Annotated in this window: 15 protein-coding genes; 6 read left to right on the top strand and 9 right to left on the bottom strand. The window is 62.9% G+C overall.

Annotation, left to right across the window (positions count from 1 at the left end):
* The coding region (locus tag JaAD80_RS07690) for a S9 family peptidase (RefSeq protein WP_102293640.1) at positions 1-1,454 on the top strand (1,454 nt) is incomplete at its 5' end.
* 1 nt (position 1,455) lies between these two features.
* Here the strand turns inward: JaAD80_RS07690 and JaAD80_RS07695 are convergent.
* The 3 genes from JaAD80_RS07695 to JaAD80_RS07705 form a co-directional block, all read right to left on the bottom strand.
* Positions 1,456-3,408: a phosphatase PAP2 family protein gene (locus JaAD80_RS07695; protein ID WP_102293641.1), complete on the bottom strand. Its 1,953-nt coding sequence runs from the start codon at positions 3,406-3,408 to the stop codon at positions 1,456-1,458.
* A gap of 95 nt (positions 3,409-3,503) precedes the next feature.
* A complete protein-coding gene (locus tag JaAD80_RS07700) occupies positions 3,504-5,654 on the bottom strand; it encodes an FUSC family membrane protein (protein WP_102293642.1) in 2,151 nt (716 codons plus the stop codon).
* 91 nt (positions 5,655-5,745) lie between these two features.
* A complete protein-coding gene (locus JaAD80_RS07705; RefSeq protein WP_102293643.1) occupies positions 5,746-7,434 on the bottom strand; it encodes a M14 family zinc carboxypeptidase in 1,689 nt (562 codons plus the stop codon).
* A 149-nt stretch (positions 7,435-7,583) separates the two neighbouring features.
* On the opposite strand from JaAD80_RS07705, the gene JaAD80_RS07710 reads away from it, so the two are divergent.
* Positions 7,584-8,153 carry a hypothetical protein gene (locus JaAD80_RS07710; RefSeq protein ID WP_102293644.1) on the top strand — a complete coding sequence of 190 codons (570 nt, stop codon included), beginning with the start codon at positions 7,584-7,586 and terminating at the stop codon, positions 8,151-8,153.
* A 68-nt stretch (positions 8,154-8,221) separates the two neighbouring features.
* On the opposite strand, the gene JaAD80_RS07715 is transcribed toward JaAD80_RS07710, so the two are convergent.
* The 6 genes from JaAD80_RS07715 to purB all read right to left on the bottom strand — a co-directional run bounded on the left by JaAD80_RS07715 (position 8,222) and on the right by purB (position 14,535).
* Entirely contained in the window at positions 8,222-10,375 is a 2,154-nt protein-coding gene (locus tag JaAD80_RS07715) for a S46 family peptidase (RefSeq protein WP_102293645.1), read from the bottom strand.
* Between the two features lie 304 nt (positions 10,376-10,679).
* Entirely contained in the window at positions 10,680-10,949 is a 270-nt protein-coding gene (locus JaAD80_RS07720) for a GlsB/YeaQ/YmgE family stress response membrane protein (protein WP_076571892.1), read from the bottom strand.
* Positions 10,950-11,126: 177 nt separating this feature from the next.
* Positions 11,127-11,702 (bottom strand): YceI family protein, encoded by a 576-nt coding sequence (locus tag JaAD80_RS07725; RefSeq protein WP_102293646.1) that lies wholly within the window; start codon positions 11,700-11,702, stop codon positions 11,127-11,129.
* Positions 11,703-11,834: 132 nt separating this feature from the next.
* Positions 11,835-12,389, bottom strand: a complete 555-nt coding sequence (locus tag JaAD80_RS07730) for a YceI family protein (protein WP_102293647.1) — start codon at positions 12,387-12,389, stop codon at positions 11,835-11,837.
* Positions 12,390-12,426: 37 nt separating this feature from the next.
* Entirely contained in the window at positions 12,427-12,951 is a 525-nt protein-coding gene (locus JaAD80_RS07735) for a cytochrome b (protein WP_102293648.1), read from the bottom strand.
* A gap of 204 nt (positions 12,952-13,155) precedes the next feature.
* Positions 13,156-14,535, bottom strand: a complete 1,380-nt coding sequence (gene purB, locus JaAD80_RS07740) for an adenylosuccinate lyase (protein WP_102293649.1) — start codon at positions 14,533-14,535, stop codon at positions 13,156-13,158.
* A gap of 287 nt (positions 14,536-14,822) precedes the next feature.
* On the opposite strand from purB, the gene JaAD80_RS07745 reads away from it, so the two are divergent.
* The 4 genes from JaAD80_RS07745 to JaAD80_RS07760 all read left to right on the top strand — a co-directional run.
* Positions 14,823-15,437 (top strand): glutathione S-transferase N-terminal domain-containing protein, encoded by a 615-nt coding sequence (locus JaAD80_RS07745; RefSeq protein WP_102293650.1) that lies wholly within the window; start codon positions 14,823-14,825, stop codon positions 15,435-15,437.
* Between the two features lie 7 nt (positions 15,438-15,444).
* Entirely contained in the window at positions 15,445-16,473 is a 1,029-nt protein-coding gene (locus tag JaAD80_RS07750) for a LacI family DNA-binding transcriptional regulator (RefSeq protein ID WP_258002861.1), read from the top strand.
* Positions 16,474-16,784: 311 nt separating this feature from the next.
* On the top strand, positions 16,785-19,079 hold the full coding sequence (locus JaAD80_RS07755) for a TonB-dependent siderophore receptor (protein WP_102293651.1): 2,295 nt from the start codon (positions 16,785-16,787) through the stop codon (positions 19,077-19,079).
* Between the two features lie 15 nt (positions 19,080-19,094).
* On the top strand, positions 19,095-20,717 hold a 1,623-nt coding region (locus JaAD80_RS07760; protein ID WP_258002862.1), incomplete at its 3' end, for an alpha-amylase family glycosyl hydrolase.

A 20,717-nucleotide genomic window follows, 5' to 3' on the forward strand; every position in this document is an offset into this window, starting at 1 on the left:
GCCAGGTGGGCGAGGTGGGCCGCGATGACGATGCCCAGCGCATCGCGGTGGTGCCGGCCGGCGGCGGCGCGCTGCGCCTGCTGTCGCCCGACGACACCTATGTGTATGAATACAGCTGGACGCCCGATGGACGCGGCTTCGTGGCCACCAGCGCGCAGGGCAATGGCGACAGCAACTGGTGGGTGGCCAAGCTCAGCCATATTGATGCGGCCACCGGCGCCTTGCGCGTGATCGCTGCCCCGGCCATGCAGCTGAACCTGCCGTCCGTTTCGCCGGATGGCAAGACGGTGGCCTTTATCGGCGGCCTGATGAGCGACTTCGGCTCCATCGGCGGCGATATCTACACGGTGCCGCTGGCCGGCGGCACGCCGCGCAACCTGACACCAGACTACCGCGGCACCTTCAATGGCGTCGCCTGGCGCGGTGCCGGCCTGCTGGCGACGGCGCTGATCGATTCGCAGCTGGCGCTGGTGCCTGTTGATGCGCAGACCGGCCCCAGCCAAGCTGTGATGCTCGGCGAGCTCAGCAGCAGCGGCAGCGATGGGCGCTTGTCGTTCAGCGCCGACGGCCAGCGGGCCGCTGCCGCGCAGGAAGATTTTACGCACGCCAGCCACCTGGTGGCGGGACCCGTGCGCCAGCTGAAACAGATCACGCATGACAATGACGGCTTTGCGCCGCAGCTGACGGTACAGAACGTGGGCTGGAGCAACGAGCAATACAAGGCGCAGGGCTGGCTGCTGGGGCCATTGAAGGTGGCGGCGGGCAAGCGCTACCCGATGATCGTCAACGTGCATGGCGGCCCCGGCGCGGCCGCCTCGCCCCGCTACGTGGGAGCGGGCACCCTGATCCACGAACTGACGCAGAAAGGCTATTTTGTCTTCCTGCCCAATCCGCGCGGCAGCTTTGGCCAGGGCCAGGCTTTTACGCGCGCCAACATGGCGGACTTTGGCGGCGGCGACTGGCGCGACATCCTGGCCGGCATCGATGCGGTGGAAAAAGCGGCGCCCGTCGATGGCCAGCGCCTGGGCCTGATCGGCCATTCGTATGGCGGCTTTATGACCATGTGGGGCGTCACGCACAGCGACCGCTTCAAGGCGGCCGTGGCGGGCGCGGGCGTGTCGAACTGGATCAGCTATTACGGCCAGAACGGCATCAACCAGTGGATGATCCCGTTCTTCGGCGCTTCCGCGTATGACGATCCGGCCGTCTACCGCAAGGCCTCGCCGATCGAATCGATCAAGGCGGCGAAGACGCCGACCCTGATCTATGTGGGCGAACGCGACGTGGAAACGCCGGCCGCCCAGTCGCTGGAATTCTGGAATGGCCTGCGTGCCATGGGCGTGCCGTCCAGCCTGTTCATCTATGACGGCGAAGGCCATTCCTTCCGCAAGCCCGAGCACCAGCGCGACCTGCAGCAGCGCACCGTCGGCTGGTTCGAGCGCTACCTGAAGTAGCTTAAACGTCCAGGCGCAGCTGCAAGCCCGTCTCCGTGTACGTCGGCGTCACCTTGAAGCCGTCGACCGTGATGCTGTCGAACTTGCCTTTCAGGCTGGACGCGGCGAGCACATTCACGGTGGTGCCGGCGGCCGGCTTGTAGCCGTTCTGGAACGTCACTTTCAGGCTGCCGCCGGCCACCGTCATCTGGCCCGCCACGCTCAGGTGGCCTTGCTGCCCGCTACCCAGTTTCAATTCCAGATTGCCGGTGGCCAGCTGCGTGTACTTGCCGGCCAGCGCCAGGCCGGACTGGGCATTGCTGACCAGGGTGCCGCCGCTGACATACACGTCGCCCTTGCCGAACGCCGTGGCGGAATTGGCTTCCAGCCGGCCCCCTTCCAGCTGCGTGCCGCCGCTCCAGCTATTGTTGCCGCCCAGCTTGAGGGTACCCCTGCCTTGCTTGTTCAGCTTGCCCGTGCCGCTGATGTCGTTGCGCCAGCGGTCGACGGCATTAAAGCCGCCCTTGGCCGCATCCATGGCTACCACTACATTGCCCGTGAAGACGGCATAGCCGTCGGCGGCGGCAAACAGGTTCAAGCGGCCCCAGCCTTCAGCATCGTCCATCACGGGGTAGCCCGATGGCAAGGCTGTTGTTTTCAGCACCACGCGGCGCTGCGCGTCGGACAGATACGGCAAGCGCGTTTCCAGCAAGACTTCCGCGCCTTTCGGCACGTTCGCCGCTGCATTGGTGGCGCCCGTCTGCGCGAAACCGAAGGTCAGGCGGCGGATGTAGGCGGCCTTGGTGCTGGCGTAGTCCGAAAAACGGTCGTTGGCGCTGCTACCCGAATGGGCGTAGTCATAAAATGTGTCGGCCGTGGTGCCGGTTTTCGCCATCAGGGTCGTGTGCGCCTGCGTCACGGCGGCGGCCTTGGTGGCGGCCGTGGTCGGGTCGAGCAGGTTGGCGGCGACGATGGCCTGCGCCTGCACCCGCCCGCTGATCACGTCGAGCGGCGAATGCATGCCGGCGATGATGCGGTTTTCGCCCAGTTCCAGCCCGCGGGCCACCATTTCCTGGTAGCGCTCGGGCAACGCATACGCCATGCCCAGGGCGCCGCGCACGGCTTCGGCCGAGTGGCCGCTGGTAAAGCCGCCATCGGTGGCGGGCGTGGCGCTCCTGGCCGGCAGCAGGGCCGGGATCACGGCCACATTGCTGCTCCAGCGGAAGGGGCGCGCATATTTGTAGAAACGCTTGGCCGGTTCCGTCGAGCCATTGTTGCCCATCGCATTGATCAGGCCCACCACGTTGCCGAATTCGGCATTGCTGCTGCCGGCCACACCCGTGTTGCTGCCGCTGTCGTTGTAGAGCTTGCCTGTCGCGTCTGGCGCGATGTCGGTGATGCTGGTGGTCTGGCGTGCCGCGCTGCGCCAGGCATCCGTCAACGGCCCCATGCCGTCGGTGATGCTGTAGCCCTTGCCGCGGCGGTCATCCAGATAGGCGGCCAGTTCCTGCGCCGGCGTGCGGCTGGTGGTGGCTTTGACGACGAAATCGATATTTGCGTTGTGCACGCTGGCATTGACGATGGTGCCGCCAGGCGTGCCATCGTTGGGCACGCCCGTCCAGGCGGAGGGCACGACTGCGGGAAAGCCGTCCACGGCTGGTGCCGAGACGCCGGCATCAACGATTTCCGTCAGCGGTTTCCAGATGTCGAGCATGCCGATCAAGACGCGCACGCCCGCATTCGTGGCGGCCGTCGCGTAGCGCGCATCGCCGCGCTGATTGCTGGCGACATTGTCGACAAAGGGAATCGCCGTGGCCGAAGGCGGCGCCGTATCGGGCGCGCCCTGGTCGGCGGGCGCGGCGGGAATGACGAGCGCCGTGTCCTGGTAATCGGAACCGCCGCAAGCGGCGAGGGCGAGGGCGGCGCTGATGGCCAGCGCCAGTGGCAGGCGCCGGGTCAGGGGAAATGCGTGCATGGAATGCCTTGGCTGGAAGTGGAAAAACCAACGCAGCATAGACAGGCCAGATGACCTCCTGATGACACCACTTGCGCCCAGGCGGCTGAAAAAAATTATCTTGGCGCCACGATATGCACGATCGCCGCGCTATGCACAACGATCTTGTCGGCATCCGCCTGCAACAGCCGGATGCGTCTTTTGACCAGTGGCCAGCCGGACCAGTCCACTTCACTGACGGGCGGCGCGGCAGGGGCCGCCAGCGGTGCGCTGATGGCGGCCTTGTTGTCGAGCTGGTCCAGCGCGCGCGACAGGGTCAGACACACTTGCGTATGGCTGTGGCCAAGCAGGGCGTTGACGGGCGCGACGGGAAGCTGGCTGGCATGGCGCCCCAGGATCGAGCGCAGCGCCGCCACGTGGGCCACCAGCAAGTAATTTTGCACGATGAACAGGTTGATGTCTTCCACGGCCCGCTGCTTGCTGGCCGGTTCATCGAGCATGCGCACCAGCGCCGAGCTGAGCGCCGCCAGGCTGTCCATCAAGCGCTTGCGTTCGATGCGATAGGCGAAATCATCGAAGCATTTGCCTTGCAGCAGCGCGAAGCTGGCTTGCATGTACGACAGGTTCACGTTCAGTACCTGGCGCACCAGGCGAGGCAGGCTCTGGTATTCCCAGTTGGCCAGCACGAAGCTGAACACGGTAGCGACCGCCGCGCCGATCAGGGTATCGATCAGGCGTTCGCTGACCAGGTTCGGATTGCTGGGCGCCACCAGGTGCATTTGCAGCAAGATCATCAGGCTCACGGCAATGGCCGTGTAGCGGTAGCGCAAGTAAATGAAGGTGGGCGTGGCCACGATGGAGAGGAATAAAATGGCCATCAGCACGATATTGCTGTGCACGAAACGGATCACGATGGCCGTCACCACGCAGCCGATGATGGTGCCGATGATGCGGTCGGCGCGGCGCTGGCGCGTCATGCTGAAGGTGGGGCGCAGGATGATGACGATGGTGAGCACGATCCAGTAGCTGTGCGCCGCATACGGCAGCCAGTGGCCGATCAGCAACCCCACGGAAATGGCCATCGAGACGCGCAGCGCGAAGCGGAACACGGGCGAGTCCAGGCGCAAGTTAGCCAGCAGGGTTTTCAATTCGTACTTTTGCTGCGACAGGAACGGCGCCATGTCCGCGCCGCTCCAGAACGGCACATTGGCCGAGACTTTCTGGCTGGCCAGGTGCAGTTCGGCGATCATCTTTAAAATGGCGCGGATCTTGTTGCGCTGTGCGCGCAAGGTGGCCAGCGCCTCTTGCGCGCTGTCGCCTTTTGCCTGCAGGCGCGCAATTTCCGCTTCGATGTCGGCCCATTCCTTGTCATAGCTGATCTGCGCATACGAGGCGCGCTTGCGCGTGACAGCGTAGGCGACGGATTCGATGTCGCGCGCCGCCTTGTAGGCCAGGTCGTGCAGCGAGGTCAAGACGTCGGAGTCGGCCAGGTGCTGGCGCAGCAGCGCGTAATCCGTGTGCGTCGAGAGTATCAGTTCATACAGATCGAGCATGCAGACGTGCACCTGCACGACGATGGCGTCCTTGCTGTTCTTGTGGCTGCGCAGTATCAAATCACGGGACGCCTGCTGGCGGTCGGCCAGGATGCTCTGATGGCGCACCAGCTTGTTGAACTGTTCCGTCAGGTTAAAACGCGTGTCGTAGAAATCGGCCTTGATGTCGATGTAGGCGGCCAGTTCGAACAGGGCTTCGGCCAGCACTTGCTGCTTGATGCGGTGGCGCAAGACCCAGGCGATGGCCATGGCGTAAGCCAGATAGATCAGGCCGCCCAGCATGAACAGGCCCGCGTGGTGGAACGATTGCTGCCACGTCATCTGGTGCTCCATCGACATGGTCATGATGAACAGGGCGGCCAGTTGCAAGGGCATGGATTTCTTGCCGTACACCACCATCATGCTGGCCAGGAAACTCACCAGCACGAGCACCGTCATCAACAGCCATTGCACGGGGCCGCACAGGCTGATCAATAAGGTCACGGCGCTGCACAGCAGCACCGAGGCCAGCATCTCGTTGAACTTGTGGCGCAGGGGACTGGGCATGTCCATCAGGGTCGTGCACAGGGCGCCGATGCACACCGTCATGGCGGTGGCGCTGTCGCTGATTTCCTGGGTCAGCAAGGCCAGCCCGACGAGGCCGATGGCCACGCGCAAGCCCAGGTAAAAATAATGGCTGTAAATGAAGGTGCGCAGGTTCAGTGCGTAGTGCATGGGATTACCTTGTGGGCAGGGCACAGAAAGAGGCGCCGCACCGGGGTCTCCGATGCGGCGCCAGGATGTTGCATTCGCTACAGCCCCTGAGTTACATCAGGGCGATGACCGGGTATCTCCGCCATTCCGGCTCGGCAAAGCGCTGGCAGTGTTCAAAAATGAAGTCCAGTACTGCTTCCTGATTGCTCAGCAGTGCAGGGTTCGCCGCTTTCCAGTCGGCGAACCTGGCCGCCAGGGCCGGCTCGTCACGCAGCAGTTCGGACGCCATGTCTTCGAACACGTAATCGGAAAACGCTTCTTTCTTTTCCAGCACGCTGTTGAAGAAGCCCCAGCGGAAGAAGCTGTCGTGCGCCTGCGGCTCCAGGGTTTCCACGGCGTAGCGCGCGTTGTCCTGCTCCAGGGATACTACATAATCGCCGGCCTGCACTGTGAATTGCCCCGTGCGCGCTTCCAGTTCGACCGTGTCGTGGAACATGTGGCCTTCGTAGGCGGTGGCGCGCGTGCCGACGTTGCTGATGTGGTAGTAGCGCGCCGTTACCGTCTGTTCGGCGGTAATGCGTGACATTTCGACGCCGTTCCAGCGCAGGCGTTCGATGACTTCGCGCCACGCCTGCGGCACGATATACGCTTTCGGCGCCGCGACGGTGACGTCCGCATCGAAGCGGTTGTAATAGGCGATATCGCGTTCCCACGGCTGTGAGCGGTCATACGACAGGCGCTGGTAGTCGCCCAGCACGCTAGGCGTGTATTGCGCCGCATAGCCCTTGAAGGGGAAGGTCGACGGTTGCTCTTCGTTCATGGCCCAGTGGATCGGCCATTCGGCTTGCGTGCGTCCCGCCGCCTTGGCTTGCGCGCGCAACTGCTTGATCTGTTCGCCGTGTTGCACCGTGAATGCCATGGTGATGTCGAGCAGCGTGCGCATGGACGCATAGCGGTCGGCAAACGGTTTCAGCATGTGCGTTTCCGGCATGAAACCGATGACGTGGTGCAAGGCCGCAAAACCCGTCGAGAAGCGGGGCACTTCGAGGAATTCGGCGATGCCGTGGTCGGGGCTGTCCTTGACGGGATTCACGTAGGGGCAGGTGGGCCAGCCCGCCTGTTCCATGTGCGCAAAGATGTGCGGCAGCATGGTGTCTTGCAGGAACGGTCCCAGGCCGTTGCCCAGCTTATCCGTCTGCGTATGGATCAGGGTCATCGTGTACGGGTAGTCGGCGCCGTTCGACGTGTGCGTGTCGACCATCACGTCCGGGTCCCAGCTGGCCAGCAGGCGGTTGAACACTTGCGCGTTCAGGCTGTCGCACTTGATGAAATCGCGGTTCAGGTCCAGGTGGCGGCTATTGCCACGGAAACCGAATTGCTCCGGGCCATCCTGGTTCACGCGCGACGTATTGGCGCGGTTCAGGCTGCCGTCGACGTTGTAGATCGGAATAAACAGCAGTACGGTCTTGCCCAGCGCCGCCAGGCGCGCTGGCTGCGTGCAGAGGTCGCGCACGATGGCCATGCAGGCGTCGATGCCTTCCGGTTCGCCCGGGTGGATGCCGTTATTGTTGAAGAACACGGTGCGGCCTTCGCGCTTGATCTGTTCGCGGTCGAATACGCCGTCCGCGCTGACGACGCCAGCATGGATGGGCACGCCCGAGTCGGACAGGCCGATCTGTTCGAAATGCAGCACTTGCGGGTAGCGTGCGGCGAGATCTTTGTAGAAGGTGATGCATTCCAGCCAGGTCGTGGTCTGGTTGTGGTTACCGAGTTCGTAGGTCGTGCGCAAGTCTGATTGCATAGCGGTCTGAGTCTGGGAGGGGGAAGGCGCGCTGGATAAGTACGCCCGCTAGGCGCCAATTGTAGCACCGGCGCCCCCGCCTTGAGGCGCCGCAGGAGCCTGTTGCAGTACTTGTGTTATGAATACGTTTCACGCGCACGGGAGGCGGCATGGGCAAGATGGCGATGGCGGCACTGGTGTGGTGGGCGTGCCTGGCGGCGCAGGCGGCGCCCTTGCGCTTGCCAGCAGCAAAGGGAGCGGTGGCGCAGGGCGGGTCCGTCACGGCTGCCGCGCAGGGTGCGTTGATACGCTACCGGGGCTGGTTGCTGGCCGTCGATGGGGCCGTATCCACCGAGCCAGCCGACGTCTTGCTGGGCTCGGCGAGCAGGGGCCAGGCGCCGCGCCTGCAGGCGGGCACCCTGCTGCGCGACGTGGCCCTGTGGTCCGCCGTCGAACTCATCAAAGGCAATGCGCGCCTGCGCATCACTGCCTTGCCGGGACCTGGCGATGCGCCCGCCTTGCTGCTGGACTTCGGCGATGGCGACTACCGCCTCGTGATTCCCGCCGTGCCTATCGAGCGGCAAGCCTATCCGCTGCTGGCGCAGCGCTTTCCAGGCGCCGACCTGGCCTTGCTGCTGCAAGAGGGCCGGCGGGTCATGTTGCCGCTGGGAAGTGGCCGGGTGCAAGTGTTTGGCGAGGAGCAAGCCGTGCCTTACCGTTTCACCAAGGTAAAACGCTAGGCGAAAAAAAGCCACTCCCGCAGGAGTGGCTCAGCTTAAAGCGCCCGTTGCCGGGTTATTGCTTCTTGTTATTCAGCGCCCATTTCCTTCAGCAGGTTGTCCGCGTGGTCGATGTGTTTCATGTTCCACAGCATGTAGCGCAGGTCGACCTGGATCGAACGGGTGTTGGCCTTGTTGTAGTCCCAATCGGAAATGATGGAATCCAGGGTACCGTCGAAGGCCAGGCCGATGAATTCGCCTTTGGCGTTCAGGGCCGCCGAACCGGAGTTGCCGCCGGTGATGTCCAGGGTCGCCAGGTAGTCGACCGGCACGGTTTTCAGCTTCGGATCGACAAATTTGCCGAAGTCCTTGGCTTTGATCGCGGCCAGTTGTTTCGCTGGTGCATTGAACTCGCCTTCGCCCGTGGCCTTGGCCACCACGCCATTGACGGTGGTGAACGCGGTCCAGGTGGTGCCGTCGGCGCCATGGTCGCGGCCGGCCACTTTGCCGAACGTGACGCGCAGGGTGCTGTTGGCGTCAGGGTAGACGGCTTGGCCCTTGCTCTTCATGAAGGCGATTTTCGCTTTCATGTAGTTGGCGTAGGCTTGCTGGATCTTGCCGGCCAGTTCCTCGTCTTCCGCTTCGCTCTTCAGCGAATCCGGGTACATGGCCACCGCTGCCTGGATGAAGCTGTCCTTGCTGGCCTGGAATTCGGCTGGCGTGCGTTTCAACCATGCTGCGCGCTCGGCCTTGTCGGCCAGCTTGCTGCCAGCATACAGTTTGTCCAGGGCGGCAGCCAGGTCGGCTTGCGACATGCCATCCTTGATGCCGATGGCGGCGTCGAAGCTGGCGCGGCGCTGTGCTGCCGGCTGGGCGGCATACTTGGCTAGGCTGTTCAGTACCAGCGCCTTGTCGACTTTTTCATCGTAGGTGCGCTCGACCGACGTGATGCCCGCTTCCAGGCGTGGCAAGTCGCGCGTCTGGTAGCCGGACTTGCGTTCCGCGTCGGCCTTGGTGCTTTCATTGGACAGGCGGTACAGGCTGCGTGCCGTGTTCAGCAGGCGTGGCTGCGCGTAACCCAGGAAGAAATCGCGCTTGGTGTCGGCATCGCGCTCGGCGATCAGCTTTTCCACTTGCTCGATGTCGCCGGCAAACTCTGCCTTGCGGGCAGGATTGGCATTGACCCAGGTTTTCATCGCTTCGTGTTCTGCCGTCTTGCGCGCCAGGAAGTCGCTGCCCGCGTACGAGTCCAGCATACCCTGGCGGTTCTTGTAGTAATTGTTTACGCCGGCTACTTGGCCTGCGTATTTCAGGGCAACATCCTTGTTGTCCTTGGTTTCGCGCGCGATGATGGCCAGGGTTTCGCCCGACGCTTTCACGAAGGCCGGGTAGTTCCAGTCAAACGTGAACGCCACTTCCGATGGCAGGCGGTGACGGTTGGTGCGGCCTGGATAGCCCAGCGCCATGACGAAATCGCCTTCTTTCAAGCCATCCTTGGCCAGTTTCAGCACGTGTTTTGGCTGGTAGGGCACGTTGTCCTTGCTGAAGTCGGCAGCTTTGCCGTCCTTGCTGACATAGGCGCGGTAGAAACCGTAGTCGCCCGTGTGGCGTGGCCACATCCAGTTGTCGGTGTCGCCGCCGAATTTGCCCACGCCGGCCGGTGGTGCATGCACCAGGCGCACGTCGCGGATTTCCAGTTGCTTGATCAGGTAGAACTCCAGGCCGCCGTAGTAGCTCGACACGGTGCAGCGGAAGCCCGCTTCTTTTTCGCATGCGGCAACCAGTTGCTTCTGGTTTTTCTCGATCGCGTCGATGCGTGCCTTGCCTTGCAGCTTGGCCACGGCCGGCGTGATGATCTGCTCGCTGACATTGGTCACGGCCGAGGTGACGAAGATGCGGCTGCCTGGGGCGGCCGGCAATTCTTCAGCAAACGTCTTGGCCAGGAAACCGTTGGCCAGCAAATCGCGCTCCTTGGTCGAGTTGACCGCCACGCTGTTGTAGACGCAATGGTGGTTGGTGGCAACCAGGCCTTGCGGCGAGACGAACGAGGCCGAGCAGCCGCCCAGGCTGACGATGGCGCCCATCGGGAACTCGGTCAGCTTGGTCAGGGTGGTCGGGTCCAGTTTCAGTCCGGCCGCTTTCAGTTCCTTGGCTACTTGTGGCAGCTGTTGGGGCATCCACATGCCTTCGTCGGCGTGTGCGAAGTTGCTCAGGATGGCGAGCGCGATTAGAGATTTTTTCATTCGATTTCTTGTCTTTTTACATGGTGGGAAGTCGGAATCAGCGTGCGTACCCAGTGGTTTTCTCAGCGGGCGACCTAGAGTATCCGTATCGGACTGTGACTAGTCAATGACATTTTCCTCAGGGTATGCTCAAGAGTAATGCCTGAATGTAAACTTTCCATGCCTGCGCAAGGGCGAAAACCAGCTGGCAACGCGCATGTTTGCGTGCCGGCGACTGTGGTATTGTCCAGACAATTGTTTTGGCGGCAATAAAAATGGCCGGGCGCCTGCGCGGCCCGGCCAGCGTGCCTTTGTTCCGTCCGGCTTAGCGTATTTTGCCCCGGCGTAAGAGATTCACGATGCCCAGCAGGATCACGGCGCCCAGGAACGAGACCAGCAGCGAGGACAGGCTGAAGTTGTCGCTGTTGATGGTGCCCGTGCCGAACAGGGGCGCCAGCAGCCAGCCGCCCAGGAAGGCGCCGACGATGCCGACGACGATATTGAGGAAGATGCCCTGTTGCGCATTGGTCTTCATGACCATGCTGGCCAGCCAGCCGATGACGCCGCCAATAACGATCCAGATAATGAAATTCATGTAATCCTCCGCGCAATGGATGGGTGGGTATGCCGTAGTAGAAAAACATCATGGCAAATCGATACTGATGCCGCACGATAGAAAAGTCCAGCGGATTCGTGTTCCCATGTAAAAGCCCGCCTGGCTGCGGGCAGCGAGGCGGGCTTGGGATACGGCAAGCTGCGGGCCTGACGATGCTTAGTCGGCCTTGATGGCTTCCACTTGAATGGCCAGTTTGACTTCCGGCGAGAAAGCCGGCAAGCCGTAGTTCAGGCCAAAGTCGCTGCGCTTGAATTCGGCCGTGGCGTCGGCGCCGCATACTTCGCGCTTGTAGCGCGGGTGCATGATGCACTTGAATTTGCTCACGTTCAGCTTGACGGGCTTGGTCACGCCCAGCAGCGTCAGTTCGCCGTCGACTTCCACCAGCTGGTCGCCATTGAACTTGAACGATTTGCTCTTGTAGGTGATTTCAGGGAACTTTTCCACATTGAACATGTCCGCCTTTTTCGCGTGCGTGTTCATGGCGTCCAGGCCGAAGTCGATCGAATCGGCATCGATGACCAGGTCCAGGCTGCCAGTCTTGGCGGCACGGTCGAGGACCACGGTACCCTTGGTCTTGTTGAACTTGCCGCGCCACACGGACATGCCCATGTGATCGGCTTCAAAGCTGGGGAAAGTGTGCGTCTGGTCGAGGTTGTAGGTCTCGGCAGCGGCCATGGCCGAACCCGCGCTGGCGGCTGCCAGGACGGCGATCATCAAGTGCGAAAAATTCATGTAGATCCTAAAGGGTGGTGGTGTTGTTTTTGGTAAGGCCTGAAAAACGTTCAGGACAAGGCGCCTTGCCGAAGGCAGTACGAATAGTACGACGAGGCAAGAGCAACGCAGTCATGGACGTTTTCTCAGGCTTTACTGCGCGGCGACGTGGAACTTGATGGTGACTTCGTCGGCGACCATGCTCGTGTCCTTCCACTCGCCTTCGCCGATGTTATAGGTCAGGCGCTTGATCGGCAGGGCGCCGTCGAAGGTGTATTTGCCGCCGTCGGCTTTCACCGTCAGCGGGAAGGTGACGTCGCTGGTCTTGCCTTTGATGCTCAGCTTGCCTGTCACCGTCAGCTTGCCCGCGCCGGCGGCCTTGATGTTGCTCGAAACAAAGGTGGCTTTCGGGAACTGTGCCGAGTTGAACCACTCTTTCTTGGCCACTTCCTTGTTGTACTCGGGGTCGCCGATATCGATGCTGGCCGTTTCGATCTCCACCGACGCTTTCGACGCGTCCGGCGTGGCCGGGTTGTAATCGATGGCGATATTGAATTTCTTGAACTTCGCTTCCACGGGCACGTTCATTTGCTTGAACACGGCCGAGACGCTGGTCTTGGCGGGGTCGACTTTCAGCAGGGTGGCGGCGGTGGCGGCCACGGACAGGCCCAGCAGGGAAGCGAGGACGATGCGTTGGGTGGTTTTCATCTTATTTTTTCCTGGAGTTTCAGTGAGCAAGTGGGTCTTAAGGCAGCATGCGCTTGAGCACACCGTCGCGGTCGATGAACTGGTGCTTCAGCGCCGCCAGTACATGGGCGGCCACGGCGGCGGCCATCGTCATGTTCAGAACATAATGAATGTCTTTTAAAAGTGGCTTAAGTTCCGGGTTCGGCGCCATGATGACTGGCAACTGGAACAGGCCCAGGTAGACCACGGGGACGCCCGCGGCCAGGGTGTACAGGTAGCCGGAAACGGGCACGGCGAAGATCAGGATGTACAGCAGCACGTGCATGGCGTCGGCCGCCTTCTTTTGCCAGGCAACCATGCTGGCAGGATGCGGCGGCGGCACGTTGGCCTTGCGCCACAGCAAGCGGATGGCGGCGATGGCCAGTACGGTCACGCCCAGCCATTTGTGCCACGAGAAATATTTGAGCTTGGTCGGCGTCAGGCCGGGAATGTCGACCATGACCAGGCCCATGATGAAGGCGCTGATGATCAGCAAGGCCGTCAGCCAGTGCAGGATGATGGCGGTGGTGGTGTAGCGTTGCATCGGCGAAGCTTTCTTGAAAGTAGTACGTGTTAGGACTAATTAATCCTAATATACCAAAGAAAAGCAAATTGCGCTGCGTGCTGGAGATTCTACAAGAAAGAATGGCGGAAAAACCGCGGGGCGGCCAGCATTTGTGTGCTGGCCGCCCCGCAGGAGTGGGATGTGGCGATCCCGATGTGGAAACTACTTAAGCAGCTTGAGGGCTTAAATGGCTTTGGCCAGCAGCGCCGCGATGCCGATGTAGTTCGCCGGCGTCATGGTCAGCAGCACGTCCTTGGCATCTTGCGGGATGGCCAGGCCGTTGACGAAGGTTTGCAGCGCCTCTTTCGAGATGCCCTTGCCGCGCGTCAGCTCTTTCAGCTGCTCGTACGGATTTTCGATGCCGTAGCGGCGCATCACGGTTTGCACGGGCTCGGCCAGCACTTCCCACGTCGCATCCAGGTCTTGCGCCAGGCGCGCGTGGTTCACTTCCAGCTTGTTCAGGCCGCGCAGGCAGCTGTCATAGGCCAGCAGGGTGTAGCCCAGGCCCACGCCGATGTTGCGCAGCACGGTCGAGTCGGTCAAGTCGCGCTGCATGCGCGAGACGGGCAGTTTTTCCGACAGGTGTTTCAGCACGGCATTGGCCAGGCCCAGGTTGCCTTCGGAGTTTTCGAAGTCGATCGGGTTGACCTTGTGCGGCATGGTCGACGAACCGATTTCGCCCGCTTTCAATTTCTGCTTGAAGTAGCCCAGCGAGACATACGTCCAGATGTCGCGGTTCAGGTCCAGCAGGATGGTGTTGGCGCGCGCGAAGGCGTCGAACAGCTCGGCCATGTAATCGTGCGGCTCGATCTGGATGGTGTACGGATTGAACACCAGGCCCAGGCGCTGTTCGATGACGGCTTGCGAAAACGCCGGCCAGTCGAACGACGGGTAGGCGGACAAATGGGCGTTGTAATTGCCGACGGCGCCATTCATCTTGCCGAGGATTTCCACTTGTTCGATGCGTTTCACGGCGCGCTGCAAACGGGCCACGACGTTGGCGAATTCCTTGCCCAGGGTGGTCGGGCTGGCCGTCTGGCCGTGCGTGCGCGACAGCATCGGCACATCCGCGTTGTCATGCGCGATCTGTTTCAGCTTGGCCACCAGGCCGTTCAACGCGGGCAGCATCACGCCATCGCGGGCCGCTTTCAGCATCATGCCGTGCGAGGTGTTATTGATGTCTTCCGAGGTGCAGGCGAAATGGATGAATTCCGACGCCGCCACCAGTTCCGGCACGTCCGCCACTTGTTCCTTCAGCCAGTACTCGACGGCCTTGACGTCATGGTTGGTGACCGCTTCGATGGCCTTGATGCGGGCCGCGTCGGCTTCCGAGAAGTCGGACGCCATCTTGTCGAGCAGGGCATTCGCTTCTGCCGAGAACGGCTTGATTTCCGCGAAACCGGCTTGCGACAGCGCTTGCAACCAAGAAATTTCCACTTTCACGCGGTGGTGCATGAAACCGGCTTCGGACAGGATCGGGCGCAGCAGGTCGGTCTTGCTGGCGTAGCGGCCATCGAGAGGAGACAGGGCCGACAGCGTGGAATACGGAGTAGTAGAAGTCATGAGAGCGGACGCAAGTTAAAGAAACGGTTGGCGTGTGGCGCGCGGGGAGGGTAGCGCTGGCGTGAGCGCGGTCATGGTGGCGCACCACGATAAACGGCGATTTTACCACCGCCAGGGCCGCATCCGCCGCCGCATGGCGCGCCGCAGGCGGGAAAATGACGATAAAGGGTCCGCAAGGACGGCCGATGCGGCTTGCCCGCCACACCGGGCCGGGCGGACGCGCGCGTTGCCAAATGCCGCTGCCGCCGATGCTATACTGACCGCTGCCCCTTCCTCTTAAAGTGTCTATGAAACTGATCGGTTCCCTCGCCAGCCCGTATGTCCGCAAAGCCCGTATCGTGCTGGCGGAAAAAAAGCTCGACTATGTCTTCGAGCTGGAAAACGTCTGGGTGCCGGAAACCCGCATCGCGCAGGCCAATCCCCTGGGCAAGGTTCCCTGCCTGGTGATGGAGGATGGCAGCACGCTCATCGATTCGAAAGTCATCGTCGAATACCTCGACACGCTCACGCCCGTGTGCAAGCTGCTGCCGGCCGGCGGCAATGGCCGCGAGCGGGCCGACATCAAGAACTGGGAAGCGCTGGCCGACGGCATCCTTGACGCCGGTGTGCTGGTGCGCCTGGAGCGCACGCAGCGTCCGCCCGAGCAGCAAAGCGCGGCCTGGATCGCGCGCCAGCTGGAAAAAGTCACCCTGGGCCTGGCGGCTTTGGCATCACGCCTGGGCGAGAGCGCCTATTGCGCCGGCAAGAACTACACCCTGGCCGACGTGGCCGTGGGCTGCGCCCTGGGCTGGCTCAGTTTCCGCTTCCCGGAAATCGACTGGCGCGCGGATCACCCGGCGCTGGCGCGCCTGTTCGACAAACTGTCCGAGCGGCAGTCGTTCAAGGACACCGTGCCGCAGTGAGCGCACGATGACCGCTTCCGACCCGAAGGCGCAGCAACGTCTGCAGATGGCCGATATCGCGCGCCTGGCCGGCGTGTCCACGTCCACCGTGTCGCGCGCGCTGAGCGGCAGTTCGCTGGTCAATGAAGAGACGCGCGCGCGCGTCATCGCATTGGCCCGTTCGCTCAAGTATTCCATCAATATCGGCGCGCAAAACCTGCGCCTGAAGCAGAACCGCACGGTGGGCGTGGTGGTGCCGTATGACGCGGCCACGCGCCAGCACCTGTCCGATCCTTTTTTTCTGAGCATGCTGGGCAGCCTGGCCGATGCGCTGACGGAGCAGGGCTTCGACATGCTCATTTCGCGCGTGGATGCCGAAACGCTCGATGCCGCCGCCCTGTCCTTCGACAGCGGCCGTGTGATCGGCATCATCCTGATCGGCCAGTGGCGCCATCATGAACAACTGAACCAGCTGGCCGCGCGCCAGGTGCCCATCGTCGTGTGGGGCGCGCAATTGCCGCAGCAGCTGTATTGCACCGTCGGCGGCGATAACGTCGCCGGCGGCAGGCTGGCCACGGAACACTTGCTGGCGGCGGGGCGCCGGCGCATCGCCTTCTTTGGCGACGCCAAGCTGCCCGAGGTGGCGCAGCGCCACGCGGGCTATGCGCAGGCGCTGGCCGCGCAAGGGCTGGCGCCCGACCCGCAACTGTACGTGGCCGGCTCTTTCCTGCCGCAGGGCGGCGCGACGGACGTGCAGGAACTGCTGGACCGCCAGTTGCCGTTCGACGCCATCTTTGCCTGCAGCGACTTGCTGGCCATGAGCGCCATCAACGCCCTGCGCGCGCGCGGCGTGGCCGTGCCGGAACAGGTGGCCGTGGTCGGCTACGACGATATCGAACTGGCCGCATATTTCCATCCGCCGTTGACCACCGTACGCCAGCCGATCCGCGCCGCCGGACGCGCGCTGGTGGCTTCGCTGCTGGCGCTGGTCGACGGCGCGCCTGTGCCATCGCAGCAATTGCCGACCGAGCTGATCGTACGCGCCTCGGGCCGCTGAAGCGCGCGTTGCCTCTGATTGCAACCGATTGCAATAAATTCAAATTTATCCGTTTATTTTCATGCTGCGCCGCAGCATGAAAACCTTCGTATTCGCCTCATATCCCGCATGTTTATCTCTGTATCACCCGTAAAATTCTCTTGAAAACAACATAAAATCCATGTTGCAGCGCTCGATTGCAATCGATTGCAATAAATTCTTATTCGTTGAATAATGGCGTACCGGCTCAGCCAGCGCGCCACGGCATGCGGCGGCCAGGACTCATAACAAGCGGATACCTCGATGTATCGGCATACAACACTGGAGACAAGATGAACGCACGTACTGCACAACGCGGCGGCATGGCCGCCGCCGTCGCCCTGGCCATGCTGCAACTGGGCGCCGCCCAGGCACAATCGGCCGCCGCCAGCGCCAGCGCCGCCCCCGCCGATGGCTTGAACCTGGAACGCATCGTCGTCACGGGCACCACCGGCGGCACGTCCAAAATGAAATCAAGCAATTCCGTCAGCAGCATGGAGCTCGACACCATCCTGCACAACGCACCGACCAGCGCCGCCGAAGTCCTGCGCTCGGTGCCGGGCTTGCGCGCCGAATCCTCGGGTGGCGAAGGCAATGCCAACATCACCGTGCGCGGCCTGCCCATCTCCGCCGGCGGCGCGCGCTATGTGCAGATCCAGGAAGACGGCTTGCCCGTGCTGCAGTTCGGCGACTTCAACTTCACGACGCCCGACAGCTTCGTCAAGATCGATTCCACGCTCGACCACCTGGAAGTGGTGCGCGGCGGTTCGGCTTCCACCCTGGCCACCAATTCGCCGGGCGGCATCATCAATTTCATCAGCAAGAATGGCAAGGAGAAGGGCGGCAGCGTGGCCATCAGCCGCGGCCTGGGTTACGACCAGACGAGGGTCGATTTTGATTATGGCGCACCGATTTCGGAGCGCACGCGCTTCTTCATCGGCGGCTCCTGGCGCACGGGCGAAGGCATCCGCCACAGTGGCGTCAACAGCGAAAAGGGCGGCCAGATCCGCGGCAATGTCACGCATGAATTCGACAGCGGCTTCGTGCGCCTGTCGTTCAAGCACCTTGACGACCAGTCGCCCACGGCCTTGCCCGTGCCGGTCAGCGTGCGCAATGGCCGCATCGGGGAAATCGCCGGCATCGACCCGCGCAAGGCCAGCTTCTATTCGCCGTACTGGGTGCCCGACATGGTACTGAACAAGGATAACCAGCGCGTGGCCACCCGCGTCAACGACGGTTTGCACGTCAAAAGCGATACCGTTGGTCTGGAAGCGTCGTTCAAGCTGGGGCAAGGCTGGAGCGTGAGCGAAAACTTCCGCTACGCCGACAATTCCGGGCGCTTCATCGGCGTCTTTCCGTCGAATAACGGCAGCGACGGCAGTTATGTGTTTGCCCGCGGCCCGAACCAGGGCAAGCCCTACACGGGCCGCGCGTTTTCCGCCGTGGTGTTCAACACCTCGATCGACGACGCCAGCAATACCCTGAGCGATACCAAGCTGGCCAAGACGTTTGTGCTCGCCAGCGGCAAGCTGACCACCACGGCCGGCCTGTACCTGTCGCAGCAAAAGCTGGGCCTGACCTGGAACTTCAATGAATACCTGATGCAGGCCACGGGCGACCAGCCGGCGCTGCTGCAAACGGCCAGCAGCACGCCTGGCTACATCGGTCCGGCCTTCGGCGCCTGCTGCTCGCGCGCCGTCGATATGCAATACCGCACGACGTCGCCGTACCTGAACCTGGCCTGGGAAAGCGGTGCGCTGAATCTCGACGGCGGCCTGCGGCGCGACCGCCAGCATGCGAGCGGCACGGCCAACCAGGCCACTGGCGCGCAAGCCTATCTGCCGTCGACGCTGCAGCGGGTCGACTACACCTTGGGCCACACTTCGTACTCGCTGGGCGCGAACTACAAGCTGCAAGCGAATCTGGCCGTGTTTGCCCGCGTCAGCGAGGGCGTGGCTTTCAATGCCGACCGCATCCTGTTCGGCACACCGCTCGATGGCAGCGTGCCTGTGGCGATCAACACCGTGCGCCAGCTCGAAGGCGGCGTGAAATGGCGGCGTGGTCCCCTGAGTACCTTTGTCACTGTGTTCCAGGCCAAGACGAAGGAAAGCAATTACGAAGCGACCACCCAGCTGCGCACGGCCAACAGCTATGAAGCGAAGGGCGTGGAAGTGGAAGCGGCCTACAGCGCCGGCGACTTCCGCATCAATGGCGGCCTGACGTTCACGGATGCGGAGATCACGGGCACGGCGGCGGCCGACGTGGCGCTGATCGGCAATACGCCGCGGCGCCAGGCGCGTGTCGTGTACCAGATCGCGCCCACCTATGAATGGGGAGCCGCCACCCTGGGCGCCAGCCTGATTGGCACGGGCAAGTCGTGGGGCGACGATGCGCACACGATCACCTTGCCCGCCTACCAGGTGCTCAACGCCTTCGTCAATTACCAGCTCACGCCGCAATTGCAGGTGGCGCTGACGGCGAACAATCTGCTCAACAAAATCGGCTATACGGAAGTCGAGGGCGACGGCCATGCGGCCCGCTCGATCACGGGGCGTGCCGTCAAGGTCAGCCTGAAATACGCATTTTAAGCAAGGATAGGATTCATGATGTCGATACGCAGCCCCCTGGCGCGCCTGCTCGCGCCGCTCCCCACGCACTTGCGCGACGATGCGGCGCGCCGCTATGCGCGCCAGGAGGCGGTCTTGCTCGACCGTCTGGGCAGCCTGTATGGCCAGCGGCCGGACTTCCTGCCCTGGCTGGGCGAGCTGATGGAAAGCGTGGGGCGGCTGTACGCGGCGCGCGCCCCCGCGCTGCGGCAGCAGGATGCGCAGCGCGAAGCGCAGTCGGACTGGTTTGCCAGCCAGTCCATGCTCGGTTACAGCGCGTATGTGCAGCGTTTCGGCGGCAGCCTGCAGGGCGTGGCGGCGCGCATTGCCCACCTGCGCGAACTGGGCGTCACATATCTGCACTTGCTGCCGTTTTTGCGGCCGCGTGCCGGCGAAAGCGATGGCGGTTTTGCCGTCGCCAGCTTTGAGGAAGTCGATCCCGCGCTGGGCAGCAATGCCGACTTGCTGGCGTTGACGGTGCAGCTGCGCGCAGCCGGCATCAGCCTGTGCTCGGACCTGATCCTCAACCACGTGGCCGATGACCATGCGTGGGCATTGGGCGCCAAGGCCGGCGATCCGCTGCTGCGCGATTTTTTCCACACCTATCCCGACCGCGTGCAGCCGGACCGCTACGAGCGCACCGTGGGCCAGGTTTTCCCGCAAGCGGCGCCCGGCAATTTCACGTTCGTGCCGGAGCTTGAGCGCTGGGTCTGGACCACGTTTTACCCGTATCAGTGGGATCTGAATTACGCCAATCCGGCCGTCTTCGCGGCCATGGCGGGTGCCATGCTGGGCCTGGCCAACAAGGGTATCGAGGTGTTCCGCCTCGATTCGACGGCCTTCCTGTGGAAGCGCGAAGGCACGGACTGCATGAACCAGCCCGAAGCCCACAGCCTGCTGCAAGCGTTACGGGCGATTGCCGCCATCGTCGCGCCGGGCGTGCTGCTCAAGGCCGAAGCCATCGTGCCCACGCCCAAACTGCCTGCCTATTTTGGCAGCGATGCGGCGCCCGAATGCCATATCGCCTATCACAGCAGCCTGATGGCCGCCGGCTGGGGCGCGCTGGCCGAAGAAAGCACGGACTTGCTGCAGCTGGTGATCGCGGCCACGCCGCCGCTGCCGCCGGCCGCCAGCTGGCTCAGCTATGTGCGCTGCCATGACGACATCGGCTGGAACGTGCTGCTCAATGAAGCGGGTGCGAACGGGCCGGCGCGCCTGGCCCGCATCGCGCAGTTTTTTGCCGGCGCGCCCGGCAGCTATGCACGCGGCGCCGCCTTCCAGAGCAGCAGCGCCGACAAGGCGCATGGCAGCAACGGCATGGCGGCCTCGCTGGCCGGGCTGGAAAGCGCCGCCACGGTGCAGGAGCAGGAATACGCGTTGCGGCGCCTGCTGCTGCTGCATGGCCTGGCCTTGAGCTTTGGCGCCTTGCCCGTGCTGTACATGGGCGATGAACTGGGCATGACCAACGATCACAGCTACACGCAGCGGGCCGACCGGGCGATGGACAGCCGCTGGCTGCAGCGTCCCGCGTTCGATGACAGCTTGCTGGCATGGCGCCACGATGGTGTGAGCGCCAGCGGCCGGCTGTACCTGGCGCTGCGCCAGCTGGTCGACGCGCGC

Origin of the sequence: Janthinobacterium sp. AD80, assembly GCF_002878455.1 — a bacterium.
GTDB lineage: Bacteria > Pseudomonadota > Gammaproteobacteria > Burkholderiales > Burkholderiaceae_D > Janthinobacterium.

Excerpts from the sequence above, each read along its gene's own strand:
- JaAD80_RS07695 (WP_102293641.1), bottom strand. The coding sequence starts at position 3,408 with ATGCACGCATTTCCCCTGACCCGGCGCCTGCCACTGGCGCTGGCCATC.
- JaAD80_RS07705 (WP_102293643.1), bottom strand. The coding sequence starts at position 7,434 with ATGCAATCAGACTTGCGCACGACCTACGAACTCGGTAACCACAACCAG.
- JaAD80_RS07720 (WP_076571892.1), bottom strand. The coding sequence starts at position 10,949 with ATGAATTTCATTATCTGGATCGTTATTGGCGGCGTCATCGGCTGGCTG.
- JaAD80_RS07735 (WP_102293648.1), bottom strand. The coding sequence starts at position 12,951 with ATGCAACGCTACACCACCACCGCCATCATCCTGCACTGGCTGACGGCC.
- JaAD80_RS07730 (WP_102293647.1), bottom strand. The coding sequence starts at position 12,389 with ATGAAAACCACCCAACGCATCGTCCTCGCTTCCCTGCTGGGCCTGTCC.
- JaAD80_RS07750 (WP_258002861.1), top strand. The coding sequence starts at position 15,445 with ATGACCGCTTCCGACCCGAAGGCGCAGCAACGTCTGCAGATGGCCGAT.
- JaAD80_RS07755 (WP_102293651.1), top strand. The coding sequence starts at position 16,785 with ATGAACGCACGTACTGCACAACGCGGCGGCATGGCCGCCGCCGTCGCC.
- JaAD80_RS07700 (WP_102293642.1), bottom strand. The coding sequence starts at position 5,654 with ATGCACTACGCACTGAACCTGCGCACCTTCATTTACAGCCATTATTTT.
- JaAD80_RS07715 (WP_102293645.1), bottom strand. The coding sequence starts at position 10,375 with ATGAAAAAATCTCTAATCGCGCTCGCCATCCTGAGCAACTTCGCACAC.
- purB (WP_102293649.1), bottom strand. The coding sequence starts at position 14,535 with ATGACTTCTACTACTCCGTATTCCACGCTGTCGGCCCTGTCTCCTCTC.
- JaAD80_RS07745 (WP_102293650.1), top strand. The coding sequence starts at position 14,823 with ATGAAACTGATCGGTTCCCTCGCCAGCCCGTATGTCCGCAAAGCCCGT.
- JaAD80_RS07710 (WP_102293644.1), top strand. The coding sequence starts at position 7,584 with ATGGGCAAGATGGCGATGGCGGCACTGGTGTGGTGGGCGTGCCTGGCG.
- JaAD80_RS07725 (WP_102293646.1), bottom strand. The coding sequence starts at position 11,702 with ATGAATTTTTCGCACTTGATGATCGCCGTCCTGGCAGCCGCCAGCGCG.